The sequence below is a fragment of the Halomonas sp. PAMB 3232 genome, from assembly GCF_031954225.1.
Lineage (GTDB): Bacteria > Pseudomonadota > Gammaproteobacteria > Pseudomonadales > Halomonadaceae > Vreelandella.
The window spans coordinates 2,492,491-2,513,235 of the sequence record NZ_CP134865.1 but is presented as its reverse complement, the minus strand read 5'-3'; the positions used below and the strand labels follow the sequence as shown (position 1 = coordinate 2,513,235).

Here is a 20,745-nt window from a genome sequence, read left to right as displayed (position 1 = left end):
TCGAATGAGCAAGTCAACAGAGCAAGCGTTAAGCCATATTTCTCCTCAACAAGACGGTCACGGCAAGAAGGTCGCCCTGGTGCTGGGCAGCGGCGGTGCCCGCGGCTATGCCCATATCGGCGTGATCGAAGCGCTCGAGGCACGCGGCTTCGAGATCATTTCGATCGCCGGCTGCTCCATGGGCGCGCTGATCGCCGGCATCTACGCATCGAACAAATTGGCCGAGTACCGCGAGTGGGTCTGCAACCTGGACTACCTGGACGTGTTGAAACTGGTCGACGTGACCTGGAGCCCGATGGGCGCAATGCGCGCCAACAAGGTGATGAACAAGCTCGAGGCGCTGATCGGCGATACGCTGATCGAGGATTTGCCCATTCCAGTGACCACGGTGGCAACGGATCTCGTCCGTCAGCGCGAAGTCTGGTTTCAGCGCGGCCCGCTTTTGCGCGCCATTCGCGCCTCGATCGCCGTGCCGGGGGTGATCACCCCGGTGCATCTGGGCGATCAGGTGCTGGTCGATGGCGGGCTTTTGAATCCGCTGCCGATGATGCCGATTCTCTCCGCCCACGAGGCGGATCTGGTCGTGGCGGTGAACGTCACTGCCCAGAGCCCTCAGCCCGTAAGCCTCGAGGAGCTTCTGCTCGTCGATGAGCAGGACGAGCGCACGCGCCTTGAGCGCGACCACGACGCCAACCTGGGCGGCTGGATGGATGGCGTGCGCGCGGCGACGAAACGGCTATGGGACGGCTTTGGTGCCCAGGACGACGAGTGGGTCGAAGAGGAGAGCATCGAGGCGCGTGGGCAGCGCGAGTGGGGCAAGCTCGACATGATTCTGGAGTCTTTTGATATCACCCAGGCGGCACTGGCCAAGTACAAGGTGGCGGGCTACCCGCCGGACGTGCTGATCGAGGTACCGAAAACGGTGTGCAGCACTTATGAATTTCACCGCGCCCGCGACCTGATTCGCCTCGGCCGCCATCTGGCCGACGAAGCGCTTGAGCGGCGCATGCCGGGCATTGCCTCGGACGCTGCCGAGTAGCCGCTAGCGGCCGCGCTTTCGCAGCAGCACATAAACCGCGCCGGTGCCGCCGTCGGCGTCCACCGCTGAACAAAACGCCAGCACCCCGGGCCACTCTCTAAGCCAGGCGTTGGTGTGGCTTTTCAGCACCGGAAAATCCGCCGTCGCGCCCCAGGCCTTGCCGTGGACCACCAGCACGCAGTGAAGATGCTGGGCGGCGGCGTCGGTCAGAAAACTTTCAAGCTCCAAGCGCGCCTCTTCCAGGGTGTAGCCGTGAAGATCCAGTCCCGCTTGCCAGGAGGTTTGTCCGCGTTTGAGCTGGCTGAAGGTGCGGTAGGGCAGATCGGTCACGCTGAACTCGAGATACTCCGATGGGCGCACCGCCTCGACCCGGCCATCGGAGGTGCGCCCGGTCGTGACCTGAGCGTCCTGCTTGACCGCCGCCTGGCGGCGCGCTGCCTGGGCGTCGCGCTCGCGTTTGGGCCGGCCGGGGTCGGCCAGGTCGCTTTTGATCTGGCGCACCCCGGCCTCCTGGAGCGCCTGGCGAAAGGCGCTGATCTCTTCATCGTTGGGCGAGTGGCGGCGTCGCGACATGAAAGGCTCACAAAAAATGAAAAAACGGCGGTGTGGACGATGGCGTGAACGGCACAGTATAGCGGCCCTGGCGGCGCTGTGAACCGGGCGACGACGAAGGTACAATCATTTCCCGATGTTAAGCCAACGACGTTTTTCACGTTTCACCCCTTGATGGGCCGGAAGCCCGACGCTTTCGGCTCGCCTAGCCAGGAGCCCTTGTGACCACGCACCTCAATGCCGAGACTTCTCCCTCAACGCTTTCCCTGCCGGAGTCGGCGCTGGCCAGCGATCTGATCACGCTGCGCGACTATCTGCGCTGGGCGACCAGCGAGTTCTACGTCGCTGGTTTGCACTACGGCCACGGCACCGACTCCCCCTGGGACGAGGCGGTGGCGCTGTGCCTGGGCGCGCTGCACCTGCCCTGGAACGTCGACCCCGGCGTTCAGGATGCGCGCCTTCTGCCCGTCGAGCGCCAGCGCATCATCGAGCTGGTGCGCCGGCGGATCACTACTCGGGCGCCGCTGCCGTACCTGCTGGGCGAGGCGTTCTTCGCCGGTTTTCCTTTCGATGTCGATGAGCGCGTGCTGATTCCGCGCTCGCCGATCGCCGAGCTGATTCTCGACGGCTTCGGCGCCTGGTTCGACGAGGAACCGCCGGCGCACGTGCTCGATCTGTGCACGGGCTCGGGCTGCATCGGTATCGCCACGGCCCTGGTGCTGCCCACCAGCCACGTGACGCTGGCGGACTTGAGCCCCGATGCGCTGGCGGTGGCGAAGCAGAACATCACCCGCCACGACGTCGGCGACCGGGTGCGCGCGGTCGAATCCGACGTCTTCGACGGGCTCTCGGGCCAGCGCTTCGATCTGATCGTCTCCAACCCGCCCTACGTCGATGCGCGCGATTTGGCCACCATGCCCGCGGAGTTTCGCCACGAGCCGGCGCTGGCGCTTGGCGCAGGCTCTGATGGGCTCGACATCGTGCGGCGCATTTTGCGCCAGGCGCGCAATCACTTGACCGACGACGGCTGGCTGATCGTTGAGGTCGGCAACTCCGATCGCCACGTCGAGGCGGCCTTTCCCGAGGTCGGCTTCATGTGGCTTGAATTCGAGCACGGCGGCCAGGGCGTCTTTGCCATCAGCGCCGCGGAACTCGACGCCCACGCGGCGTCTTTTGCGTAAGGAACTAGCGACATGTCTGGCAATACGTTCGGCAAGCTTTTCAGCGTGACCACTTTCGGCGAGAGCCACGGCGTGGCCCTTGGCGCCATCGTCGACGGCTGCCCGCCGGGAATCGAGATCAGCGAGCAGGAGCTGCAGGTCGAGCTCGACCGCCGCCGCCCGGGAAGCTCGCGCCACACCACCCAGCGCAAGGAAGCCGACGAGGTTCGCATTCTCTCCGGCGTGTTCGAGGGCAAGACCACCGGCACCTCGATCGGCCTTTTGATCGAGAACACCGACCAGCGCTCGAAGGACTACTCCAAAATCAAGGAGCAGTTCCGCCCGGCCCACGCCGACTACACCTACCACCACAAGTATGGCCACCGCGACTACCGCGGCGGCGGGCGCTCCAGCGCCCGTGAAACCGCCATGCGCGTTGCCGCCGGCGCCATCGCCAAGAAAGTGCTCGCCGCCCAGGGCATTCAGGTGCGCGGCTACATGAGTCAGCTCGGCCCCATCAAGATCGACTTCAAGGGCTGGGAGAGCGTCGAGCAGAACGCCTTCTTCTGCCCGGACCCGGACCGCGTGGCCGAGCTCGAAAGCTACATGGACCAGCTGCGCCGCGACCAGGACTCGATCGGCGCCGAGATCACCGTGATCGCCGACGGCGTGCCGGTGGGCCTTGGCGAGCCGGTGTTCGACCGCCTCGACGCGGAGCTTGCCCACGGCCTGATGAGCATCAACGCGGTGAAGGGCATCGAGATCGGCGCCGGCTTTCAAAGCGTGACCCAGCGCGGCACCGAGCACCGCGACGAGCTGACTCCGGAGGGCTTTCTCTCCAACCAGGCCGGCGGTATTCTCGGCGGTATCTCGAGCGGGCAGCCGATCGTCGCGCGCCTGGCGCTGAAGCCGACCTCCAGCATCACCACGCCCGGGCGCTCGATCGACGTGCACGGCGAGCCGGTCGAAGTGATCACCAGGGGGCGCCACGACCCTTGTGTGGGCATTCGCGCCACGCCCATTGCCGAGGCGATGATGGCGATCACGCTGCTCGATCATCTGCTGCGCCATCGCGGTCAGAACGGCGACGTTCGTGTCGATACGCCGCGCCTGAATCAGCGTTAAACCCGAACGCAGGGCGCTGCTACACTTCACACAAGAGCAGACCGCCGCCCCTTCTGGCGGCGAGTCGCCAGAACGCTCAACGGGTCACGCGCAATTCAGCCACATCACGCAAGGGGAGTCGGCCATGAAAATCAACGTCGAGTTCGATCTCACGCCGGAAGAGTTTCGCCAGTCGCTGGGCCTGCCCGACGTCGAAGCCTTTCAGCAGCACCTGTTGACCAGCATCCAGCGCCAGATGGAGTCGGGTGTCGAAGGCTACGACCCGATGAGCCTGATGCGCCCGTTTTTGCAGCAGCCGATGATGCAGCAGGGGCTTTCTCAAGGACTCTCCCAGGGGCTGTCCCAGGGCCTTGCCCACTTCGGTACCTACCAGCAGATGATGCTGGACATGCTGAAACAGGCGGGTAACGCCAGCGCCAACGCGGGAAGCGAGGCGCCCGAGGCCGAGCCGGAGAAGCCAGCGTCCAAAGCGCGGGCCAGCGCCTCGTCACGCTCGCGGGCCAAAGAATAGCTCGGGGCTGCGTTGCTAAACGCCAGGGCAATCGTTACGCTGTTTCGATAGCGCCGGGCAAGCGTTTCGGGTTAAAAAGAGGGCGCGCCCTTCTGGTTTGAAAAACGCCGCAAAAGCGGGTTCTGGATGGCGCTGAACGGGCAAGACAACGCGTGGCAAAGCGCTTTGGCCGCAGGCAGGCGTGCCTTCTGCTTTGCTTTCGTGGATAGGAGTACGCGGTATCGCCTTCAAGCGGCGCGTACGAAAAAGCACTACAACACCCATCTGCCAACGTGAATGCCGCCTCATTGCCTTGAAAGGAGACAGGACCATGCAGGATAAAATGTTCGACGCCTTCAGTAGCCAGACCCGCCAGATGTTCGAGCCGATGCGCAAGATGAACTCGCTGATGCTCGACAACATGGAAAAACTCACCCACTACCAGCTGGACGCGATGCAGCGTTACAGCCAGATGGGCACCGACCGGCTGCGCAAGGCCACCGATGTCAGCGACGCGGAAAGCCTGAAGAACTTCGGGACCAAGCAAGCCGAGATGATGAAAGAGCTCTCCGAGCAGATGCAGGAAGATGCCCGCGCGATGAGCGAGATGAGCCTGCAGTTCAAATCCGAAATGGAGAAGCTCTTCAGCGACGCTGGCCGCCAAATGAGCGAGCAGGCAAGCAACGCCGGCCAGCAGATGCGTGAACAGGCCAGCGCCGCCGGCGAGCAAATGCGCGAGCAGGCGGGGGGTGCCAAAAGCGACCCCAGCAGCCAGTCCACGCGTAAAAAGTAAACGCTTTCAATACGGCGCCTTCGGGCGCCGTCTTTTTTGGATCCAGGGATAAAGCGCGCACCGAGTGCGAAGTGGGTGCGAAAAGAGAGAGCATGAGGGGAGGGGCTTATGCAGTCAGCGTGGAGTGCGGCGCCGGAAGGGCTCAGCCAGGAAGAGCTGGTGGTCTGGAGAGAGGCGCTTGAGAAAGTCGGCGAGCAGTATCAGGGCCTGATGGAAGAGCTTCTGGCCAAAATGGCGCCGAGCGACGCCGCCGATTCCGTGTACAGCGACATGCGCCAAAGCTTCGAGGCCGCCGCCCGGTCGTTGATGGGTAACCCCACGCTTTTGTGGGAAACCCAGGCGCGGCTGATGCAGGATCAGTGGCTTTTGTGGCAGCAGGGGCTGCGCACGCTCTCCGGGGAGTCGGTGACCCCGCTGATCCAGCCCGCCAGGGGCGATCGCCGGTTCAAGGACGACGCCTGGACCCAGGAGCCGTTCTATCTGGCGCTAATGCAGCAGTACCTGCTGTTTTCGCAGTCCGTCGACGATTTGATCGGCAACCTCGACGGTCTTGAAGGGGCGAGCAAGCGAAACCTCACCTTTTACGCCCGCCAGCTCGTCAGCGCCATGTCGCCGTCGAACTTCATTTCCACCAACCCGGAAGTGGTACGGCGGACGCTGGAAACCAAAGGGCAGAATCTCGTCGAGGGGCTTTCGCGACTTCGCGAGGACCTGGCCAACTCCGCCGAGGGGATCAACGTTCGCATGACCGACCGCCAGGCCTTCGGCATCGGCGACAACATCGCCGTCACTCCGGGCTCCGTGGTGTATGAAAACGAGCTGATGCAGCTGATTCAGTACACGCCGAGCACGGAGAAAGTGTTCAAGACGCCGCTTTTGATCGTGCCGCCCTGGATCAACAAGTACTACATTCTCGATCTGCGCGAGGACAACTCGCTGGTGAAGTGGCTCGTCGACCAGGGCCACACGGTATTTCTGATCTCCTGGCGCAACCCGGGGCCCGAGCAGCACGACATCACCTGGGCGGATTACATGCAGCTGGGGCCCATCAGCGCCATGGAGGCGATCGAGCGCGCCTGCGGCGAGAAATCCGTGAACCTGATGAGCTACTGCGTCGGCGGCACGCTCACTGCCTCGACGGTGGCGTATCTCAACAGTACTAGGCGCGGGCGTAAGGTGAAGTCGGTGACCTACATGGCCACGCTGCAGGATTTCCGCGACCCGGGCGACATCGGCGTGTTCCTGAACGAAGGCGTGGTGCAGGGCATCGAGCACTCGATGAACCTCAAGGGTTACCTTGACGGGCGCTCAATGGCTTACACGTTCAACCTGCTGCGCGAAAACGATCTGTTCTGGTCGTTTTTCATCAACAACTACTTGAAAGGCGACGTGCCCGCCGCCTTCGATCTGCTCTACTGGAACACCGACGGCACCAACCTGCCCGCGTCGACCCACGGCTGGTACCTGCGCCACATGTATCTGGAGAACCGGCTGGTCGAGCCCGGCGGCATCGAGCTCGACGGCGTGAAGATCGACCTTTCGAAGGTTTCCACGCCGAGCTACTTCGTCTCTACGAAAGAGGACCACATCGCCAAGTGGAACAGCACCTACTTTGGCGCGCTTTTGCCCAAGGGGCCGGTGACCTTCGTGCTGGGCGGCTCCGGCCACATTGCCGGTATCGTCAATCCGCCGCACAAGCAGAAGTACGGCTACTGGACCAACGATGCACTTCCCGCCGAGCCTGAGCAGTGGCTCGAAGGCGCCCAGGCGCACGAAGGCTCCTGGTGGCCGCACTGGCAGGCGTGGATGACCCAGAATGGCTACGCCGATACGCAGAAAACCGTGGCTGCCCGCGTACCCGGCAGTGGCAAGCTCAGCGTGATCGAAGCCGCGCCCGGGCGCTACGTGCGCCAAACCATTCCCGAGGTGCTGGGAGAAGTGCCGTCTGAAGAAGCACCTGCAGAGGCGCCTGAAACCACCTCCAACAATGGCCCAAACGACACAGGCAGCGAGCCGACCAGCGCATAGCCGCCAGCGCATTCAAGGCCCGGCACCGCCGGGCTTTTTTACGCGCGCCGTTAACGGACAAATTGTCGCATTGCGGTGGCAGCGGCGCCAAAGAGCGCTAAGGTAGTAGCCATCAACAAAGCGCTTTGGGCGCTGTCGTTTCGATTCAACACTCAGGAGCCTCGTCATGGCGAACGTTTTATCCAACACCCCACGCCCGCTCGTGTCAGCGCTGCTCGGCGCCGCCGTGTTGCTGGGCGCGGCGAGCGCTCAGGCAAGCGATATCAGCGTGTCCAACGCGCGCCTGAGCCTGCTGCCCGGTAATACCCCAGGGGCCGGCTATTTCGATCTCGAGAACGCCGGCGACGAGGCGGTCACGCTCACCGGCGCTGATACCGAGGCGTTCGAGGCGGTCGAGATGCACGAAAGCAGCGAGCACGAGGGCATGGCGCACATGCAAAGCGTCGAGAATGTCGAAGTCGAGGCGGGAGAAACCTTCAGTTTTGCCCCGCGTGGGCATCACCTGATGTTCATGGAGCGCGTGGTGCCGCTCGCCGTGGGCGACAGCGTCGAGGTGACCCTCGAGTTCGATGGCGAAACGCTGCCGGTGACCTTCGAGGTCGTCTCGCCCACCTCGCTTTGATACGCGCCGCCTGGAGGATCGCCGAGAACGTGACCATCGCAAGGAGAGTACCGAGTATGCAAAAAGTCGCGTGGCCGCTGCTGGCGGTCGCCTTGCTGGCCGGGTGTAGCGACGAAGAGTTTCGCACCACGGATATCGAAGAGATCATGCCGCCGCTTCAATTCTCGCTGACCAACGACGATGGCGAGCCCGCTCGCGCCGAGGAGTATCGGGGCAAGACGACGCTGGTGTATTTCGGTTACACCCAGTGCCCGGACGTCTGCCCGCTGACGCTGGCACGCTTCGCCTCGATATTCAATGAGCTCGATGACGACGAGCGCGACGACGTGCAGATGCTGTTGATCTCCGTGGACCCGAACCGGGACACGCCGGAGGTGCTCAAGCGCTATACCGACGCCTTCGGGCCGGAATTCACCGGGCTGACCGGCGACAAGGAAGAGATCGACGCGCTGACCAACCGCTACCGTATCGCCTACAGCTTCGAGGAGCCCAACGAGCGCGGGGACTACATCGTCAACCACTCCAGCGCCGTGTTCGCCTTCAACGATGAAGGCCAGCCGCGCTTTCTGGTGCGCGACCCGCATTCGAATCAGGACGTGCTGGCCGACCTTCGCCGCGTGATCGACGAAGGCTAAGCGCTTATGCGCTCAACGCAAAAAAGCGCCTTGAAAAGGCGCTTTTTTTGGATACGACCATCAGCTAACGGCAATCATTGAACAACCGTGATCGAGCAGTGACCGTTTTGCGTCAGCAGACCGACGAGAGCCCGCAGTTGGCGGTGTAGGCGCGGGAGTTCACGTCCAGAATCAGGCGATGGTTGGTGGTGTCGTAGAAAAACGAGGCGAGGCCCTTGTCGGACTCGGCGGTCTGGTAGAGCCCGCACACGCCGTAGCCGTACTGCACTTCCTGCAGCTGGGTAAGCTCGACGCTTGCCGAGGTCGCAAGCTCGGCGGCGATCGCCTGGCGAATCTCGTCGTCCACCTTGTTGGAGGAGAGCGCCTGATTGCCAAAAATCACCGCCCCGATGACCGCCGTAAAGGCGAGCGGGGCGACGATCAGCAGTAGAAACGGGCGAGAAGTAGTCATGGCGTCATTATGCCAGCGCCCCAAAGCCGGTCAAGCGCCCCGGCTGCTCCATAATGCCGCACCCTGGTGCTTAAAGCAGCGTCGTGCGCGTGCGCCGGGTCACCACGCCTGACGCGCCCATTAGAGCGGCCAGAAGCCAGGCCGGCCAGCTGCCCAGGCGGGTGAAGGGCGTTTGCCCCGTCATGGCGTAGAACTCGCCGGTCAGCGCCGTGGCTTCGAACTGCGGCGCGCGGCTCACCACCTGGCCATGGGCGTCGATGATCGCGGTAATGCCGTTGCTGGTGGCGCGCAGCACATAGCGGCCGTTTTCCAGCGCCCGCAGGCGCGCCATCTGCAGGTGCTGGTGCGGGCCGATCGAGGCGCCGAACCAGGTGTCGTTGGAAATCGTGACGATCACATCGCTCTCCAGCGCCCGGCTGGCCACCAGCTGTGGATAAATTATTTCATAGCAGATCGCGTTACCGATGCGCAGATCGCCGACCTGCATCGGCACCTGCACTGCATCGCCTTTGGTGAAGCTCGACATGGGCAGGTCGAAAAAGTCGATCGCCCCGCGCAGAAGGCTCTCCAGCGGCAGGTACTCACCAAAGGGCACCAGATGCGATTTCTGGTAGCTGCCGGTGACGTTGCCTACGCCGATCACGCTGTTGAAGTAGCGATTCTCTTCGTCCAGCTGAACGATGCCGGTCAGAAGCGACGTGTCCGGCGAAAGCGTGGCCTGGATGCGCTCGAGCACCGGCCGCGCCTGGTACTCGAACATCGGTACCGCGGTTTCCGGCCAGAGGATCAGCTCGGCGTCGTCAGCGACCGAGCGGGTCAGCTCACTGTAGATGTTGGCGGCGGCGCGCTGGCCTTCCGGCGTCCACTTGATCAGCTGGGAAAGATTGCCTTGTAACAGCGCCACACGCGTCGGCGTGGCGGCCGGCGTGGTCCACTGGCTCGGAAGCGCCAGCGGTATCAGCCAGATCGCCGCCAGCGGTAGCGCCATCCAAAAGCGCCGGCGCAGCACGCCGACCAGCAGCGTGGCGCTGAGCGCGACCAGCAGCGACAAGAGATAGACGCCGCCCAGCGGCGCCCAGCCGGCCAAGGGCGAGTCGACGTAGCCCGAGCCCAGCAGCAGCCAGGGAAAGCCGGTGAAGAGATAGGTGCGCAGCACCTCGCCCAGTACCCAGAGCCCGGCGAAGCTCAAGAACGTCAGGCGGGTCGCGAAAAAGCGCCGAAACACCCAGAACGTCAGCGCGTAGAAAAGCGCCAGCACCGTCACGAACAGCGCGGTCAGAAATACCGCCAGCGGCACGCCGGTATACCCGTAGTCGTGAATCGAGACGTAGACCCAGGAGGTACCGCTGGCAAACAGCGCCACCCCGTACGCCCAGCCCTTGAGCGCGGCCTGCGCCGGGGTGAGGCGCTCGAGGCCGAAAAACAGCAGCGCCACGGCGACAGGGCCGAGCCACCACAGCTCGAAGGGAGAGGCGGTCAGCGTAGTAAAGCCGCCGGCCACCAGCGCGGCCAGCACTTGAAGCGCAAAAGGGGACGTCAACACGGTCGTGTCATCCTGTTAGCGGTGGCGTCAATCGGCGTCGTCGGTATCGGCCGAGCCGGACGCGTCACTGGTGTCAGGATGCGCTTCGAGCAGGCGAATCCGGCGATTATCGGCGTTGAGCACGGTAAAGCGCCAGCCGCCGAAGCAGGTGTACTCGCCGCGCCCGGGCAAATGGCCGAACTGCTGCATGACCAGCCCGCCGACGGTGTCGAACTCGTCGTCGGAAAAGTCGGTATCGAAGCGCTCGTTGAAGTCCTCGATCGGGGTGAGCGCGCGGATGGCGAAATGGCCGTTGTCGAGTCGGCGGATGGCGTCCTCTTCGTCGGTATCGTGCTCGTCTTCGATATCGCCAACGATCTGCTCGAGAATGTCCTCGATGGTGATGATGCCCGCGGTGCCGCCGTACTCGTCGACCACGATCGCCATGTGGTTATGAGTATCGCGAAACTCCTTGAGCAGGCTATTGAGCCGCTTGGACTCGGGAATGAACATCGCCGGGCGCAGCACGTCCTCCAACATGAAGGCGTCGCGGCGCTCCTGGGACTGGGAGAGCAGTGGCAGCAGATCCTTGACCAGCAGGATGCCCTTGATGTCATCGAGGTTCTCACCAATCACCGGGTAGCGCGAATGGCCGGTTTCCTGAATCAGTGGCAGGTAGCCGTCGCTGGCTTGATCGATGGCGATCGCCGAGACCTGGGAGCGGGGAATGAGAATTTCGCGCACCTGCTGGTCGCTGATTTCGAGCGCGCCTTCGATGATCATGATGGCGTCCTGGTCGAGCTTCAGCTTGCCGGCGGTGTGGCGCAGGAAGGTGAGGAGCTCGTCGCGGGAGCTGGGCTCATCGGAGTCACCGGTGAGGGCGCTAAAGAGTTTCTCGAGCCAGGATTTTTGATTGGACGTGCTCGATGGATCTTCGCTCATTGCGTCAGGTCTCTTGGTTACGAACGAGTGTGTCGGACAAATGTGGCGTCAAACGTCGAAAGTGAACGTTATACGCAGTAGGGGTCGGCGATATCAAGGCGGGCCAGAAGCTTTCGCTCCAGCGCCTCCATGACCTCGGCCTCGTCGTCGTCGATATGATCGTACCCCAGCAGGTGCAGCGTGCCGTGAATCACCATGTGGGCGTAGTGATCACTCGGCGATTTCTGCTGCTCGCCGGCCTCGCGGGCGACAACATCATGGCAGATCACCAGATCGCCCAATAGTGGAAGATCCACGCCCGGCGGGCTTTCGAAGGGGAAGGAGAGCACGTTGGTCGGCTTGTCCTTGCCGCGGTAGTCGCGGTTCAGCGCCTGGCTTTCGTCGGGTTCGACGAAGCGGATGGTCAGCTCGTGGCGTGAATCCTCCGGGTGCTCGGAAAACACACAGCCCACCCAGTGGGTGAGCTGTGAAAGCGTCGGGAGATCGTCGGCGCTGACCGCCACCTGGCGGTCGATCACGATATCGGTCATCGCCCGCCGTCCCAGCGCGGGGCGCTGTCACGCGCGGCCATTCGGGCTTCGCGCTCCTGCTGGCGCGCTTCGCGCTGGGCGCGCTCTTCGGCTTCCTGCTGGGACTCGAAGGCGTCGTACGCTTCGATGATGCGCTGAACCAGGGGGTGGCGCACCACGTCCTTCGCGGCGAAGTGGGTCACGCCGATCCCCGGTGTGTCCTTCAAAACGTCGAGCACCTGAATGAGCCCCGAGCGCTGGCCCTTGGGCAGGTCGACTTGGGTCACATCCCCCGTGATCACCGCCGTCGAGCCAAAGCCGATCCGGGTCAGGAACATTTTCATCTGCTCCGGCGTGGTGTTCTGGCTCTCATCGAGAATGATGTAGGCGTTGTTGAGCGTACGCCCGCGCATGTAGGCCAGCGGCGCAATTTCGATCACCTGACGCTCGATCAGCTTGGCGACCTGCTCGAAGCCGATCATCTCGTAAAGCGCGTCGTAGAGCGGGCGCAGGTACGGGTCGATCTTCTGAGCCAAATCGCCTGGCAGAAAGCCGAGCTTCTCACCGGCTTCGACCGCCGGGCGTACGAGCAGAATACGGCGCACTTCCTGGCTGTTGAGCGCTTCGACCGCCGCGGCCACCGCCAGGTAGGTCTTGCCGGTACCCGCCGGGCCGATGCCGAAGTTGATGTCGTGCTCGCGGATACTGGTGACGTAGCGCTGCTGGTTCAAGCCGCGCGGTTTGATCATGGTGCGTGGCGTGCGCATGATCACGTCACCGCTGCCGTCCTCGCTCTCTTCCTCGTCTTCCAGCGCCTCGAGGCCCGACTCCTGCAGGAATAGGTGCACGGTGTCCGGGGAGAGTTCGCTGGCCGCGGTTTCGCGGTACAGGTGCTCCAGCACGTTCGAGGCCGCCTTGATACGGTTGGCCGGGCCCGCCAGCTGAAAGATGTTGCCGCGGTTTCTCAGCGTGACGTCCAGCCGGTCTTCGATCAGTTTCAGGTGCTCGTCGCGCTGACCGCAAAGGCTTGCTAGCCGCTGCGGATCGTTGGGTTCAAGGCTTAAAGTGATGATGCGGTTGGCCTGAGAGGATGGCTGGCTCAAAAGTTGTCGACCCGTTCGTTGATGTGTGTAACTCAGAGCTTAATGCCCAGGCGGGACCTGGGCAATTACCTGGGCTAAATCAGCCTCAATATCGCTCGGGAGAGGCGAGCTCGCCGCGCAGTGAGTTGGGCAGCGCTTCGGTAATCTCGACATCGACGAAGTAGCCGATCAGCTCTGCCGGGTTGGCGGCGCGAAAGTTCACCACGCGGTTGTTCTCGGTGCGCCCGGAGAGCTGGCCCGGGTCCTTCGGCGAGAAGCCGGTGACCAGAATGCGCTGGGTCGAGCCCACCATGCGTCGGCTGATCTGCCCGGCCTGCTGCAGAATGCGGTCCTGCAAAATCTTCAGGCGCTGCTTCTTGACGCTCTCCGGCGTGTCATCCTCGAGGCCGGACGCCGGGGTACCCGGGCGCGCCGAGTAGACGAAACTAAAGGAGTGGTCGAAGCCGATACGGTGGATCAGATCCATCGTGTCCTCGAAATCCTGCTCGGTTTCACCGGGAAAGCCGATGATGAAGTCCGACGAGAAACTGATGTCCGGGCGGTTGGCGCGGATACGCTCCATCTTGGCGATATACTCGTCGCGGGTGTGGCCGCGCTTCATCGCCGACAGGATCGCGTCAGACCCGGACTGTACCGGCAGGTGCAGGTGGCTCACGAGCTCCGGAATCTCGGCGTAAGCCTCGACCAGGCTATCGGTGAACTCCACCGGGTGCGAGGTGGTGAAGCGCACGCGGTCGATACCTTCCACCGCCGCCACGCAGGCGATCAGCTCGGCCAGATCGATCTCTTCACCGAGCTGGTTGTCGCCACGGTAGGCGTTGACGTTCTGACCCAGCAGGTTGATCTCACGCACGCCCTGGTCGGCCAGGTGAATGACCTCGTCCATCACCGCCTCAAAAGGCCGCGAGACCTCTTCGCCGCGGGTGTAGGGCACCACGCAGAAGGTGCAGTACTTCGAGCAGCCTTCCATGATCGACACGAACGCCGTCGCGCCGTCGGAGGTGGGCTTTGGCAGGTGGTCGAACTTCTCGATTTCCGGGAAGGTGACGTCCACCGCGGCGATCATGTTGCCGCCGGAAGCCGCCGCATCGCTGCGCGCATCCATCATCGCTGGAATGCGGTGCAGCGTTTGCGGGCCGAACACCATATCCACGTGGGGCGCGCGCTTTCTCAGCGCCTCGCCTTCCTGGCTCGCCACGCAGCCGCCGACCCCGATCACCAGATCCGGGTTGGCGTCCTTGAGCTTTTTCCAACGCCCCAGCTGATGAAACACCTTTTCCTGGGCCTTCTCGCGAATGGAGCAGGTATTGAGCAGGATTACATCGGCTTCTTTCTCGTTGTCGGTGAGTTCCATTTGATGGGACTCGCCCAGCAGGTCCGCCATACGAGAGGAGTCGTATTCGTTCATCTGGCAGCCGTGCGTTTTGATGAAGAGCTTCTTCGCCATCGGTACCTGTCGTCTATGAATCGTCTGGGACGAAAATGAATGAAATATCGGTCGGGCACAGGCGCGTGCCGGTGCGTTTAGAGTGGCAGTCATTATACGGATACAACAAACCAGCGGCTAGCGCTGTACAATCGATACTTGACCCAGGCGTTTCTATGAGTATACTACGCACCGTGTTTGAGCAGTTCCTCGATAGCTCAGTTGGTAGAGCAAATGACTGTTAATCATTGGGTCACAGGTTCGAGTCCTGTTCGAGGAGCCAACATCTGGCTCGCCTCAAACGCCTTAGCAAAAGCGGTAGCATAAGCAGTTCCTCGATAGCTCAGTTGGTAGAGCAAATGACTGTTAATCATTGGGTCACAGGTTCGAGTCCTGTTCGAGGAGCCAACCGCCGCTAAGCACCGATTTCAAGACGTTCCCCGATAGCTCAGTTGGTAGAGCAAATGACTGTTAATCATTGGGTCACAGGTTCGAGTCCTGTTCGGGGAGCCAATCTCGTCTTTTTTAACCGCACGCCGGTTCTGCAGTTCATCTTCGTTCGATTCAACTGACTCCTTTGCCTCTCTGGCAGTCATTACAGGCCTTTTCCAGCGCCTGATATTTGCGTGTCCTTAAAACGCTCTTATCCTTCTTCACGCTTCAGTACGCCCGTGCGGGCATGAAAAAAGCCGCACCCTCGAAAGGGCGCGGCTGATTCGAGTGGCTCCGGCGCTTAGCGCTGGGCCATGCGCTGGGCGTTTTTCATGTGGGTGTAGTCGAGCATGATCTCGGCGGCTTCGAGCACGTGGGCGCGGTCCACCGGCATCTCTTCATCCTCTTCCTCGGTTTCGTCGATCGGCTCGCCGCTGGCGTTGTCCATGCGGGCGTCGAGCCACTCGTCGAGCTCCGGTAGGTTCAGCGCCCGGCGGCGCTGGTTTTCCAGCGAGAGCTGCTCGGCTTCCTGAGCTTCCAATTCGCGCTGGCGCTGCTCGCGGTTCAGGCTCACGGTGGTGTGCTGTTCGCGAAGCTGGCGGGCGAGCGTCGACTGGCGCTCCAGATAGCGGAAGTTCGGGTTCTCGGCGGCGCGCTTTTGATGGCGCATGGTCAGCGCGGGAATGAAGTCCTCCGGGTTGCCGTAGCGGCGATACTGCACGTTTTGCACCGTATCCCAGGCCAGGGCGTTATCGAGACTGCTCTCGCCGATGCGCTCCGGGTCGATCAGGCTGGGGAACGTGATATCCGGTTCGACGCCGCGGTTTTGCGTGCTATCTCCCGAAATGCGGTAGAACTTGGCGCGGGTCAGCTTGATCTGGCCGTGGCTCAGCTCGTTGAGGGTTTGAACGGTGCCCTTGCCGAAGGTATCGGCGCCGACCACCAGGCCGCGGCCGTAGTCCTGAATCGCGCCGGCAAAGATTTCCGAGGCGGAGGCCGAGAGGCGGTTGGTGAGCACAGTGAGCGGGCCGTCGTAGAGCGTACCGGCATCGGTGTCGCCGTAGAGCTGGATGCGCCCCTGGGCGTCGCGCACCTGCACGGTCGGACCGCGGTCGATGAACAGCCCAATCAGCGAGTTGGCTTCCTGCAGCGCGCCGCCGCCGTTGTTGCGCAGATCCAGCACGATGCCCTCGACGTTTTCCGCCTTGAGCGCTTCGATCTCCTGGGCAACGTCGCGCGTGGTGCTGCGATACTCCTCTTCGCCCGCCTGCCAGGCGTCGAAGTCGACGTAGAAGGTGGGCACGTCGATCACGCCGATCTTGTGCGGCTCACCGTCGCGCTCGACCTCGATCACTTCGCTCTGAGCGGCCTGATCTTCGAGGCTGACCGTGTCGCGGGTGATCTCGACGATGTGCGAGCGGGTCATGTCGACCGCCTGGGCGGGCACCACGTCCAGGCGCACCGTGGAGCCTTTTGGCCCGCGGATCAGATCGACCACGTTGTCCAGGCGCATGCCCACCACGTTGACCATTTCGCCCTCGTCCTGTCCCACGGCGACGATACGGTCGGCGGGTTCCAGCACGCCGGCGCGCTCGGCGGGACCGCCGGGCACCAGGCTTGCGACTTTCACGTACTCGCCGTCGGCCTGCAGCAGCGCGCCGATGCCCTCCAGTGACAGGCTCATCTGAATGTCGAAGGATTCGCTCTGGCGCGGTGAGAGATAGCCGGTATGGGGGTCGATGGTGCTGGAGATCGCCGCCATCAAAATGCCGAACACGTCTTCGGATTCGGTCTGCTCCAGGCGCGTGAGTTGGCCTTCGTAGCGCTGGCGCAGGTTATCTTCGATCTCCTCTTCGTCCTGGTCGGCCAGCGACAGGGTCAGCGCGTCGTTTTCCAGACGCTTGCGCCACAGCTCGTCGAGCTCGCTTTCCTGAGTTGCCCATGGCGCTTCTTCGCGGTCGACTTCCAGGCGCTCGTCGCTTTGGAACTCGAAGGAGAGGCCGTCGTCCAGGCGGGTCAAGAGCCATTCGAGGCGGTCGGTGTGGCGCTCGCTCAGGCGGTTGTAGAGCTCGAAGGCCTCATCGAGGTCACCTTCGAACAGCACCTGATCCATGTCCTCTTCCAGGTGGCGGTAGGGCTCGATGTCGCGACTGAGCAGATAGCTACGCTGGTTGTCCAGAATATCCAGATAGCGCTGGAAGGCCTCCTGAGACCACTGTGCGTCGAAGTCGATATTGGCGTAGTGGCCGTAGCGCAGCGCATCCCCAATCTCCACTGCCGCTTGGCGCTGTTCGTCGGTCGGCGCGAGTTGCGCAAGCGCCGGGCTGGCGACGGCCAGCATCACGGCAACGGCGGCCGAGCGCGTAAGCGTTACAAACAAGCTCATCAGTCAGGCTCTCCCGGAATTTATAGTCACTCGTGTCCTCTGGACATTCAGTCAGCCCATGAGTTACGCAGGCCAAGAGCATTGTAGCAGGTCATTTACTCTGTGATACTCACTGATTTTCTGATAGAGGGCATTGATTTGACCGCGCTCGACACTTCTTTTGATGCGCCGCGTTTGGCGCGGCTGTGCGATTTTCTGGCGGGCTCGCCCACGCCCTGGCACGCGACCCGCTCGATGGCTCGTCGGCTCGAGGAAAACGGCTTCATTCGCCTTGACGAGCGCGCCGACTGGACGCTCGAGGCGGGCAAGCGCTACGTCGTGACCCGCAACGACTCCTCGATAATCGCCTTTCAACTGCCCGCCGGCGATAAAAACGGCCTCGAAAGCCTTCGCATGATCGGCGCGCACACCGACAGCCCCGGGCTCAGATTGAAGCCCGAGGCGACCCAGCGCTCGGCGGGCTGGCTACAGCTTGGCGTGCAGGTCTACGGCGGCGTGCTGCTCGCGCCCTGGTTCGATCGTGATCTGGGCTTGGCCGGGCGGGTGCACGTTCGCCACGCCGACGGCCGACTCGAAAGCGTGCTGCTCAACGTGGCGGATCCCGTGGCCATGATCCCGAGCCTGGCGATCCATCTGGATCGTGACGTCAACGCCGGCCGAGCGATCAATCCGCAAACCCAAATGGCGCCGGTACTGATGCAAAGCGGCGACGCTACGCTCGATTCGCTGTTGAAGGGCTGGCTTGAGCGTGAACACGGCCTCAAGGGCATCGAGGTCGTCGATTTCGAGCTCGGCTTTTACGATCTGCAGCCGCCGTCGCTGGTCGGGGTGGGGCGTGAGCTGGTGGCCAGCGCCCGGCTGGATAACTTGCTGTCATGCTTCATGGGGCTGGAGGCGCTTCTGGCGTGCGACGGTGAGCAGGGCGCGCTGCTCATCGCCAACGATCACGAGGAAGTGGGCAGCGCCAGCGCCTGCGGCGCTCAGGGGCCGTTTTTGGGCGACGTGCTCCGGCGCATCAATGCCCAGGTCGGGAAGGGGGGCGAGGAGGCGCTGATTCAGCTGATTCAGTCGTCCGTGATGATCTCCTGCGATAACGCCCACGCGCTGCACCCCAACTTTCGCGACAAGCACGACGAGCGCCACGGCCCGGCCATCAATGGCGGCCCGGTGATCAAGGTCAACGCCAGCCAGCGCTACGCGACCAACAGCGTCACCGGGGCGCTGTTTCGTGACGTGTGCCGCGAGTCGGGCGTGCCGGTGCAGTCGTTTGTCACCCGCGCCGACATGGGCTGCGGCAGCACCATCGGCCCCATCACGGCCACCGAAATCGGCGTGCCGACCATCGACGTGGGCGTGCCACAGTGGGCGATGCACTCGATTCGTGAAACCGCCGGTACCCGGGATGTCGAACACCTGACCCGCGCGCTGGTCGCCTTCCTCAATCGCCCAGCGCTTTATTGAGGCGCACACTTTTCACGGGCGCACAAAAAACCCGCTAAACGAAGTTAGCGGGTTTTTTTTGAAGCTGGTGGCTACACCCTGATTTGAACAGGGGACCCCATCATTATGAGTGATGTGCTCTAACCAGCTGAGCTATGTAGCCGTTCAACGGGGGCGAATATTACAAAGCGTGCCGCCGCTCGTCAAGTACTTCCTTGTTCGGCGGCGGGTTTATCCGCCGCCGAGTGCGTCAGGCGTTCAATCAAGCGCTAGACGTTGAAGCGGAAATGGATCACGTCGCCATCCTTGACGATGTACTCCTTGCCTTCCAGGCGCCACTTGCCCGCATCCTTGGCACCCTGTTCGCCGCCCAGGCTCACGAAATCGTCATAGGCGATGACTTCGGCGCGGATGAAGCCTTTCTGGAAGTCGGTGTGGATGACACCGGCGCCTTCCGGGGCGGTGGCGCCCTGTTTCACGGTCCAGGCGCGCACTTCCTTCACCCCGGCAGTGAAGTAGGTTTGCAGGCCCAAAAGGGCGTAGCCGGCGCGAATGACGCGGTCGAGCCCCGGCTCCTCCATGCCCATCTCTTCGAGAAAGACGCTGCGCTCTTCGTCGTCGAGCTCGGCGATTTCGGCTTCAAGTTGGTTGCACACCGGTACCACCACCGCGCCTTCCTCTTCGGCAATTTGACGGACGATATCGAGATACGGATTGTTCTCGAAGCCGTCCTCGTTGACGTTGGCGATGTACATCGTCGGCTTCAGGGTCAAAAAGCCGAAGCTCTTCACCTGCTGCTTTTCGTCATCAGAGAGCCCGAAGCTTCGAAGCGGCATGCCCTCGGCCAGGTGCGGCTGGATCTTGTCCAGAATCGTCTTGGTCGCCACCGCATCCTTGTCGCCACCCTTTACCGAGCGTACCAGCCGCTGACTGGCCTTTTCGACGGTGTCGAGGTCGGCGAGCGCCAGCTCCAGGTTGATGGTCTCGATGTCCGCACGTGGGTCGACCTGGTTGGCTACGTGAATCACATTGTCGTTATCGAAGCAGCGCACCACGTGGGCAATCGCCTGGGTTTCGCGAATGTTGGCCAAAAACTTGTTACCGAGGCCCTCGCCTTTGGAGGCGCCGGCCACCAGGCCCGCGATATCCACGAACTCCATGGTCGTGGGCAGTACCTTCTGAGGCTTGACGATCTCGGCGAGCTTGTCGAGGCGCGGATCCGGCATCGGCACGATCCCGACGTTGGGCTCGATGGTGCAAAACGGAAAGTTTTCCGCATCGATGCCGGATTTGGTGAGCGCGTTGAAGAGCGTGGATTTGCCTACGTTGGGTAGGCCAACGATACCGCAGTTAAAACCCATGGGAATGTCCTGACCGGGGCGCGCTTGATAGAAAGCCGCCTTGAAATGGAAACGTTTGGCTATTTTACGCTATGGAGCTGGTTCATGGCTTTCGCCCAGTCGCCTTTGAGCGCCAGGGGGAGGGTGGTCTCGCACGCCTGAATAGCGTGGTCGATCGCTTCCTGCTCGCTTTTGCCCGGGCGATTCAATACGTAGTGAACCACCTGGCGTGCCTCGCCCGGATGACCGATACCGATACGCAGCCGGTGGAAGGCGTTCTGGTTGCCCAAAGCGCTGATGATGTCGCGCAGGCCGTTATGGCCGCCGTGGCCGCCGCCGGTCTTGAAGCGCGCCTGGCCCGGCGGCAGGTCGAGCTCGTCGTGGACGACGAGCAGGTTGTCCGGGGCGAGCTTGAAAAACTGGCAAAGCGCGGCCACTGAGGCGCCGCTTCGATTCATGAAGGTGGTGGGGTTCAACAGGTGAAGTTCATGACCGTCGAGCTGCGCCTTGGCATAGCGCCCGAGGAACTTCTTTTCCGGGCGAAGCTCGGTATGGGCGCGTCGCGCCAGCGCGTCCACCAGCCAGAACCCGGCGTTGTGGCGCGTTGCGTCGTATTCGGGGCCGGGGTTACCCAGCCCAATGATCGCCGTTACCTGGCTCATGTTCCCACCTCCAACGTTCAAAAGTGTCTCGGCCGCTGGCCCGACAAAAAAAATCAAGCGCCGAAGCGCTTGATTTTAGCATTCATGG

Annotated in this window: 19 protein-coding genes and 4 tRNA genes; 12 read left to right on the top strand and 11 right to left on the bottom strand. The window is 62.6% G+C overall.

Translation table 11 applies throughout. The features are described from left to right. The first annotated feature begins 4 nt into the window (after positions 1 to 4). On the top strand, positions 5 to 1,039 hold the full coding sequence (locus RN346_RS11515; RefSeq protein ID WP_311961190.1) for a patatin-like phospholipase family protein: 1,035 nt from the start codon (positions 5 to 7) through the stop codon (positions 1,037 to 1,039). A gap of 3 nt (positions 1,040 to 1,042) precedes the next feature. Here RN346_RS11515 and RN346_RS11510 read toward each other — a convergent pair whose 3' ends face one another. Beyond that, a complete protein-coding gene (locus tag RN346_RS11510) occupies positions 1,043 to 1,612 on the bottom strand; it encodes a Smr/MutS family protein (RefSeq protein WP_311961189.1) in 570 nt (189 codons plus the stop codon). A 200-nt stretch (positions 1,613 to 1,812) separates the two neighbouring features. On the opposite strand from RN346_RS11510, the gene prmB reads away from it, so the two are divergent. The 7 genes from prmB to RN346_RS11475 all read left to right on the top strand — a co-directional run bounded on the left by prmB (position 1,813) and on the right by RN346_RS11475 (position 8,444). Next, the gene (gene prmB / locus RN346_RS11505; protein WP_263586674.1) at positions 1,813 to 2,772 is read left to right on the top strand and encodes a 50S ribosomal protein L3 N(5)-glutamine methyltransferase; all 960 of its coding nucleotides are present in this window, start codon (positions 1,813 to 1,815) and stop codon (positions 2,770 to 2,772) included. Between the two features lie 12 nt (positions 2,773 to 2,784). Then, positions 2,785 to 3,876 (top strand): chorismate synthase, encoded by a 1,092-nt coding sequence (aroC, locus tag RN346_RS11500; RefSeq protein ID WP_311961188.1) that lies wholly within the window; start codon positions 2,785 to 2,787, stop codon positions 3,874 to 3,876. A 124-nt stretch (positions 3,877 to 4,000) separates the two neighbouring features. Beyond that, the gene (locus RN346_RS11495) at positions 4,001 to 4,387 is read left to right on the top strand and encodes a hypothetical protein (protein ID WP_311961187.1); all 387 of its coding nucleotides are present in this window, start codon (positions 4,001 to 4,003) and stop codon (positions 4,385 to 4,387) included. Positions 4,388 to 4,697: 310 nt separating this feature from the next. Next, positions 4,698 to 5,159 carry a phasin family protein gene (locus tag RN346_RS11490; protein WP_263586677.1) on the top strand — a complete coding sequence of 154 codons (462 nt, stop codon included), beginning with the start codon at positions 4,698 to 4,700 and terminating at the stop codon, positions 5,157 to 5,159. A gap of 108 nt (positions 5,160 to 5,267) precedes the next feature. After that, entirely contained in the window at positions 5,268 to 7,187 is a 1,920-nt protein-coding gene (gene phaC / locus RN346_RS11485) for a class I poly(R)-hydroxyalkanoic acid synthase (RefSeq protein WP_311958295.1), read from the top strand. Positions 7,188 to 7,353: 166 nt separating this feature from the next. After that, positions 7,354 to 7,809: a copper chaperone PCu(A)C gene (locus RN346_RS11480; RefSeq protein ID WP_263586679.1), complete on the top strand. Its 456-nt coding sequence runs from the start codon at positions 7,354 to 7,356 to the stop codon at positions 7,807 to 7,809. 56 nt (positions 7,810 to 7,865) lie between these two features. Continuing rightward, entirely contained in the window at positions 7,866 to 8,444 is a 579-nt protein-coding gene (locus RN346_RS11475) for an SCO family protein (RefSeq protein ID WP_263586680.1), read from the top strand. 112 nt (positions 8,445 to 8,556) lie between these two features. Here the strand turns inward: RN346_RS11475 and RN346_RS11470 are convergent, their stop codons facing one another. The 6 genes from RN346_RS11470 to miaB form a co-directional block, all read right to left on the bottom strand. Next, complete coding sequence (locus RN346_RS11470; RefSeq protein WP_311961186.1) at positions 8,557 to 8,895, bottom strand: hypothetical protein; 339 nt, start codon at positions 8,893 to 8,895, stop codon at positions 8,557 to 8,559. Positions 8,896 to 8,965: 70 nt separating this feature from the next. After that, positions 8,966 to 10,438 carry an apolipoprotein N-acyltransferase gene (lnt, locus tag RN346_RS11465; protein ID WP_311961185.1) on the bottom strand — a complete coding sequence of 491 codons (1,473 nt, stop codon included), beginning with the start codon at positions 10,436 to 10,438 and terminating at the stop codon, positions 8,966 to 8,968. A gap of 27 nt (positions 10,439 to 10,465) precedes the next feature. Further along, a complete protein-coding gene (locus RN346_RS11460) occupies positions 10,466 to 11,359 on the bottom strand; it encodes an HlyC/CorC family transporter (protein WP_263586683.1) in 894 nt (297 codons plus the stop codon). Between the two features lie 68 nt (positions 11,360 to 11,427). Further along, a complete protein-coding gene (ybeY, locus tag RN346_RS11455; protein ID WP_263586684.1) occupies positions 11,428 to 11,889 on the bottom strand; it encodes an rRNA maturation RNase YbeY in 462 nt (153 codons plus the stop codon). After that, the gene (locus tag RN346_RS11450) at positions 11,886 to 12,971 is read right to left on the bottom strand and encodes a PhoH family protein (protein ID WP_263586685.1); all 1,086 of its coding nucleotides are present in this window, start codon (positions 12,969 to 12,971) and stop codon (positions 11,886 to 11,888) included. Before RN346_RS11450 ends, ybeY begins: the two co-directional genes overlap by 4 nt. 85 nt (positions 12,972 to 13,056) lie before the next feature. Then, complete coding sequence (gene miaB, locus RN346_RS11445; RefSeq protein ID WP_311961184.1) at positions 13,057 to 14,418, bottom strand: tRNA (N6-isopentenyl adenosine(37)-C2)-methylthiotransferase MiaB; 1,362 nt, start codon at positions 14,416 to 14,418, stop codon at positions 13,057 to 13,059. Between the two features lie 186 nt (positions 14,419 to 14,604). Here miaB and RN346_RS11440 point away from each other — a divergent pair. The 3 genes from RN346_RS11440 (at position 14,605) to RN346_RS11430 (ending at position 14,910) form a co-directional block, all read left to right on the top strand. Next, positions 14,605 to 14,680, top strand: a tRNA-Asn gene (locus RN346_RS11440). Between the two features lie 49 nt (positions 14,681 to 14,729). Further along, positions 14,730 to 14,805, top strand: a tRNA-Asn gene (locus RN346_RS11435). 29 nt (positions 14,806 to 14,834) lie between these two features. Further along, a tRNA-Asn gene (locus RN346_RS11430) sits at positions 14,835 to 14,910 on the top strand. Positions 14,911 to 15,130: 220 nt separating this feature from the next. Here the strand turns inward: RN346_RS11430 and RN346_RS11425 are convergent. Continuing rightward, a complete protein-coding gene (locus tag RN346_RS11425) occupies positions 15,131 to 17,215 on the bottom strand; it encodes a carboxy terminal-processing peptidase (protein WP_263586687.1) in 2,085 nt (694 codons plus the stop codon). A gap of 138 nt (positions 17,216 to 17,353) precedes the next feature. Between RN346_RS11425 and RN346_RS11420 the strand changes: the two genes are divergently transcribed. Next, positions 17,354 to 18,676, top strand: coding sequence for a M18 family aminopeptidase (locus RN346_RS11420; RefSeq protein WP_311961183.1), 1,323 nt, complete (start codon positions 17,354 to 17,356; stop codon positions 18,674 to 18,676). A 65-nt stretch (positions 18,677 to 18,741) separates the two neighbouring features. Here RN346_RS11420 and RN346_RS11415 read toward each other — a convergent pair. The 3 genes from RN346_RS11415 to pth all read right to left on the bottom strand — a co-directional run bounded on the left by RN346_RS11415 (position 18,742) and on the right by pth (position 20,657). Beyond that, positions 18,742 to 18,818: transfer RNA gene (locus RN346_RS11415), tRNA-Met, on the bottom strand. 106 nt (positions 18,819 to 18,924) lie between these two features. Beyond that, the gene (gene ychF, locus RN346_RS11410) at positions 18,925 to 20,016 is read right to left on the bottom strand and encodes a redox-regulated ATPase YchF (protein WP_311961182.1); all 1,092 of its coding nucleotides are present in this window, start codon (positions 20,014 to 20,016) and stop codon (positions 18,925 to 18,927) included. A 59-nt stretch (positions 20,017 to 20,075) separates the two neighbouring features. Then, positions 20,076 to 20,657 carry an aminoacyl-tRNA hydrolase gene (gene pth, locus RN346_RS11405; RefSeq protein ID WP_311961181.1) on the bottom strand — a complete coding sequence of 194 codons (582 nt, stop codon included), beginning with the start codon at positions 20,655 to 20,657 and terminating at the stop codon, positions 20,076 to 20,078. Positions 20,658 to 20,745 lie beyond the last annotated feature (88 nt).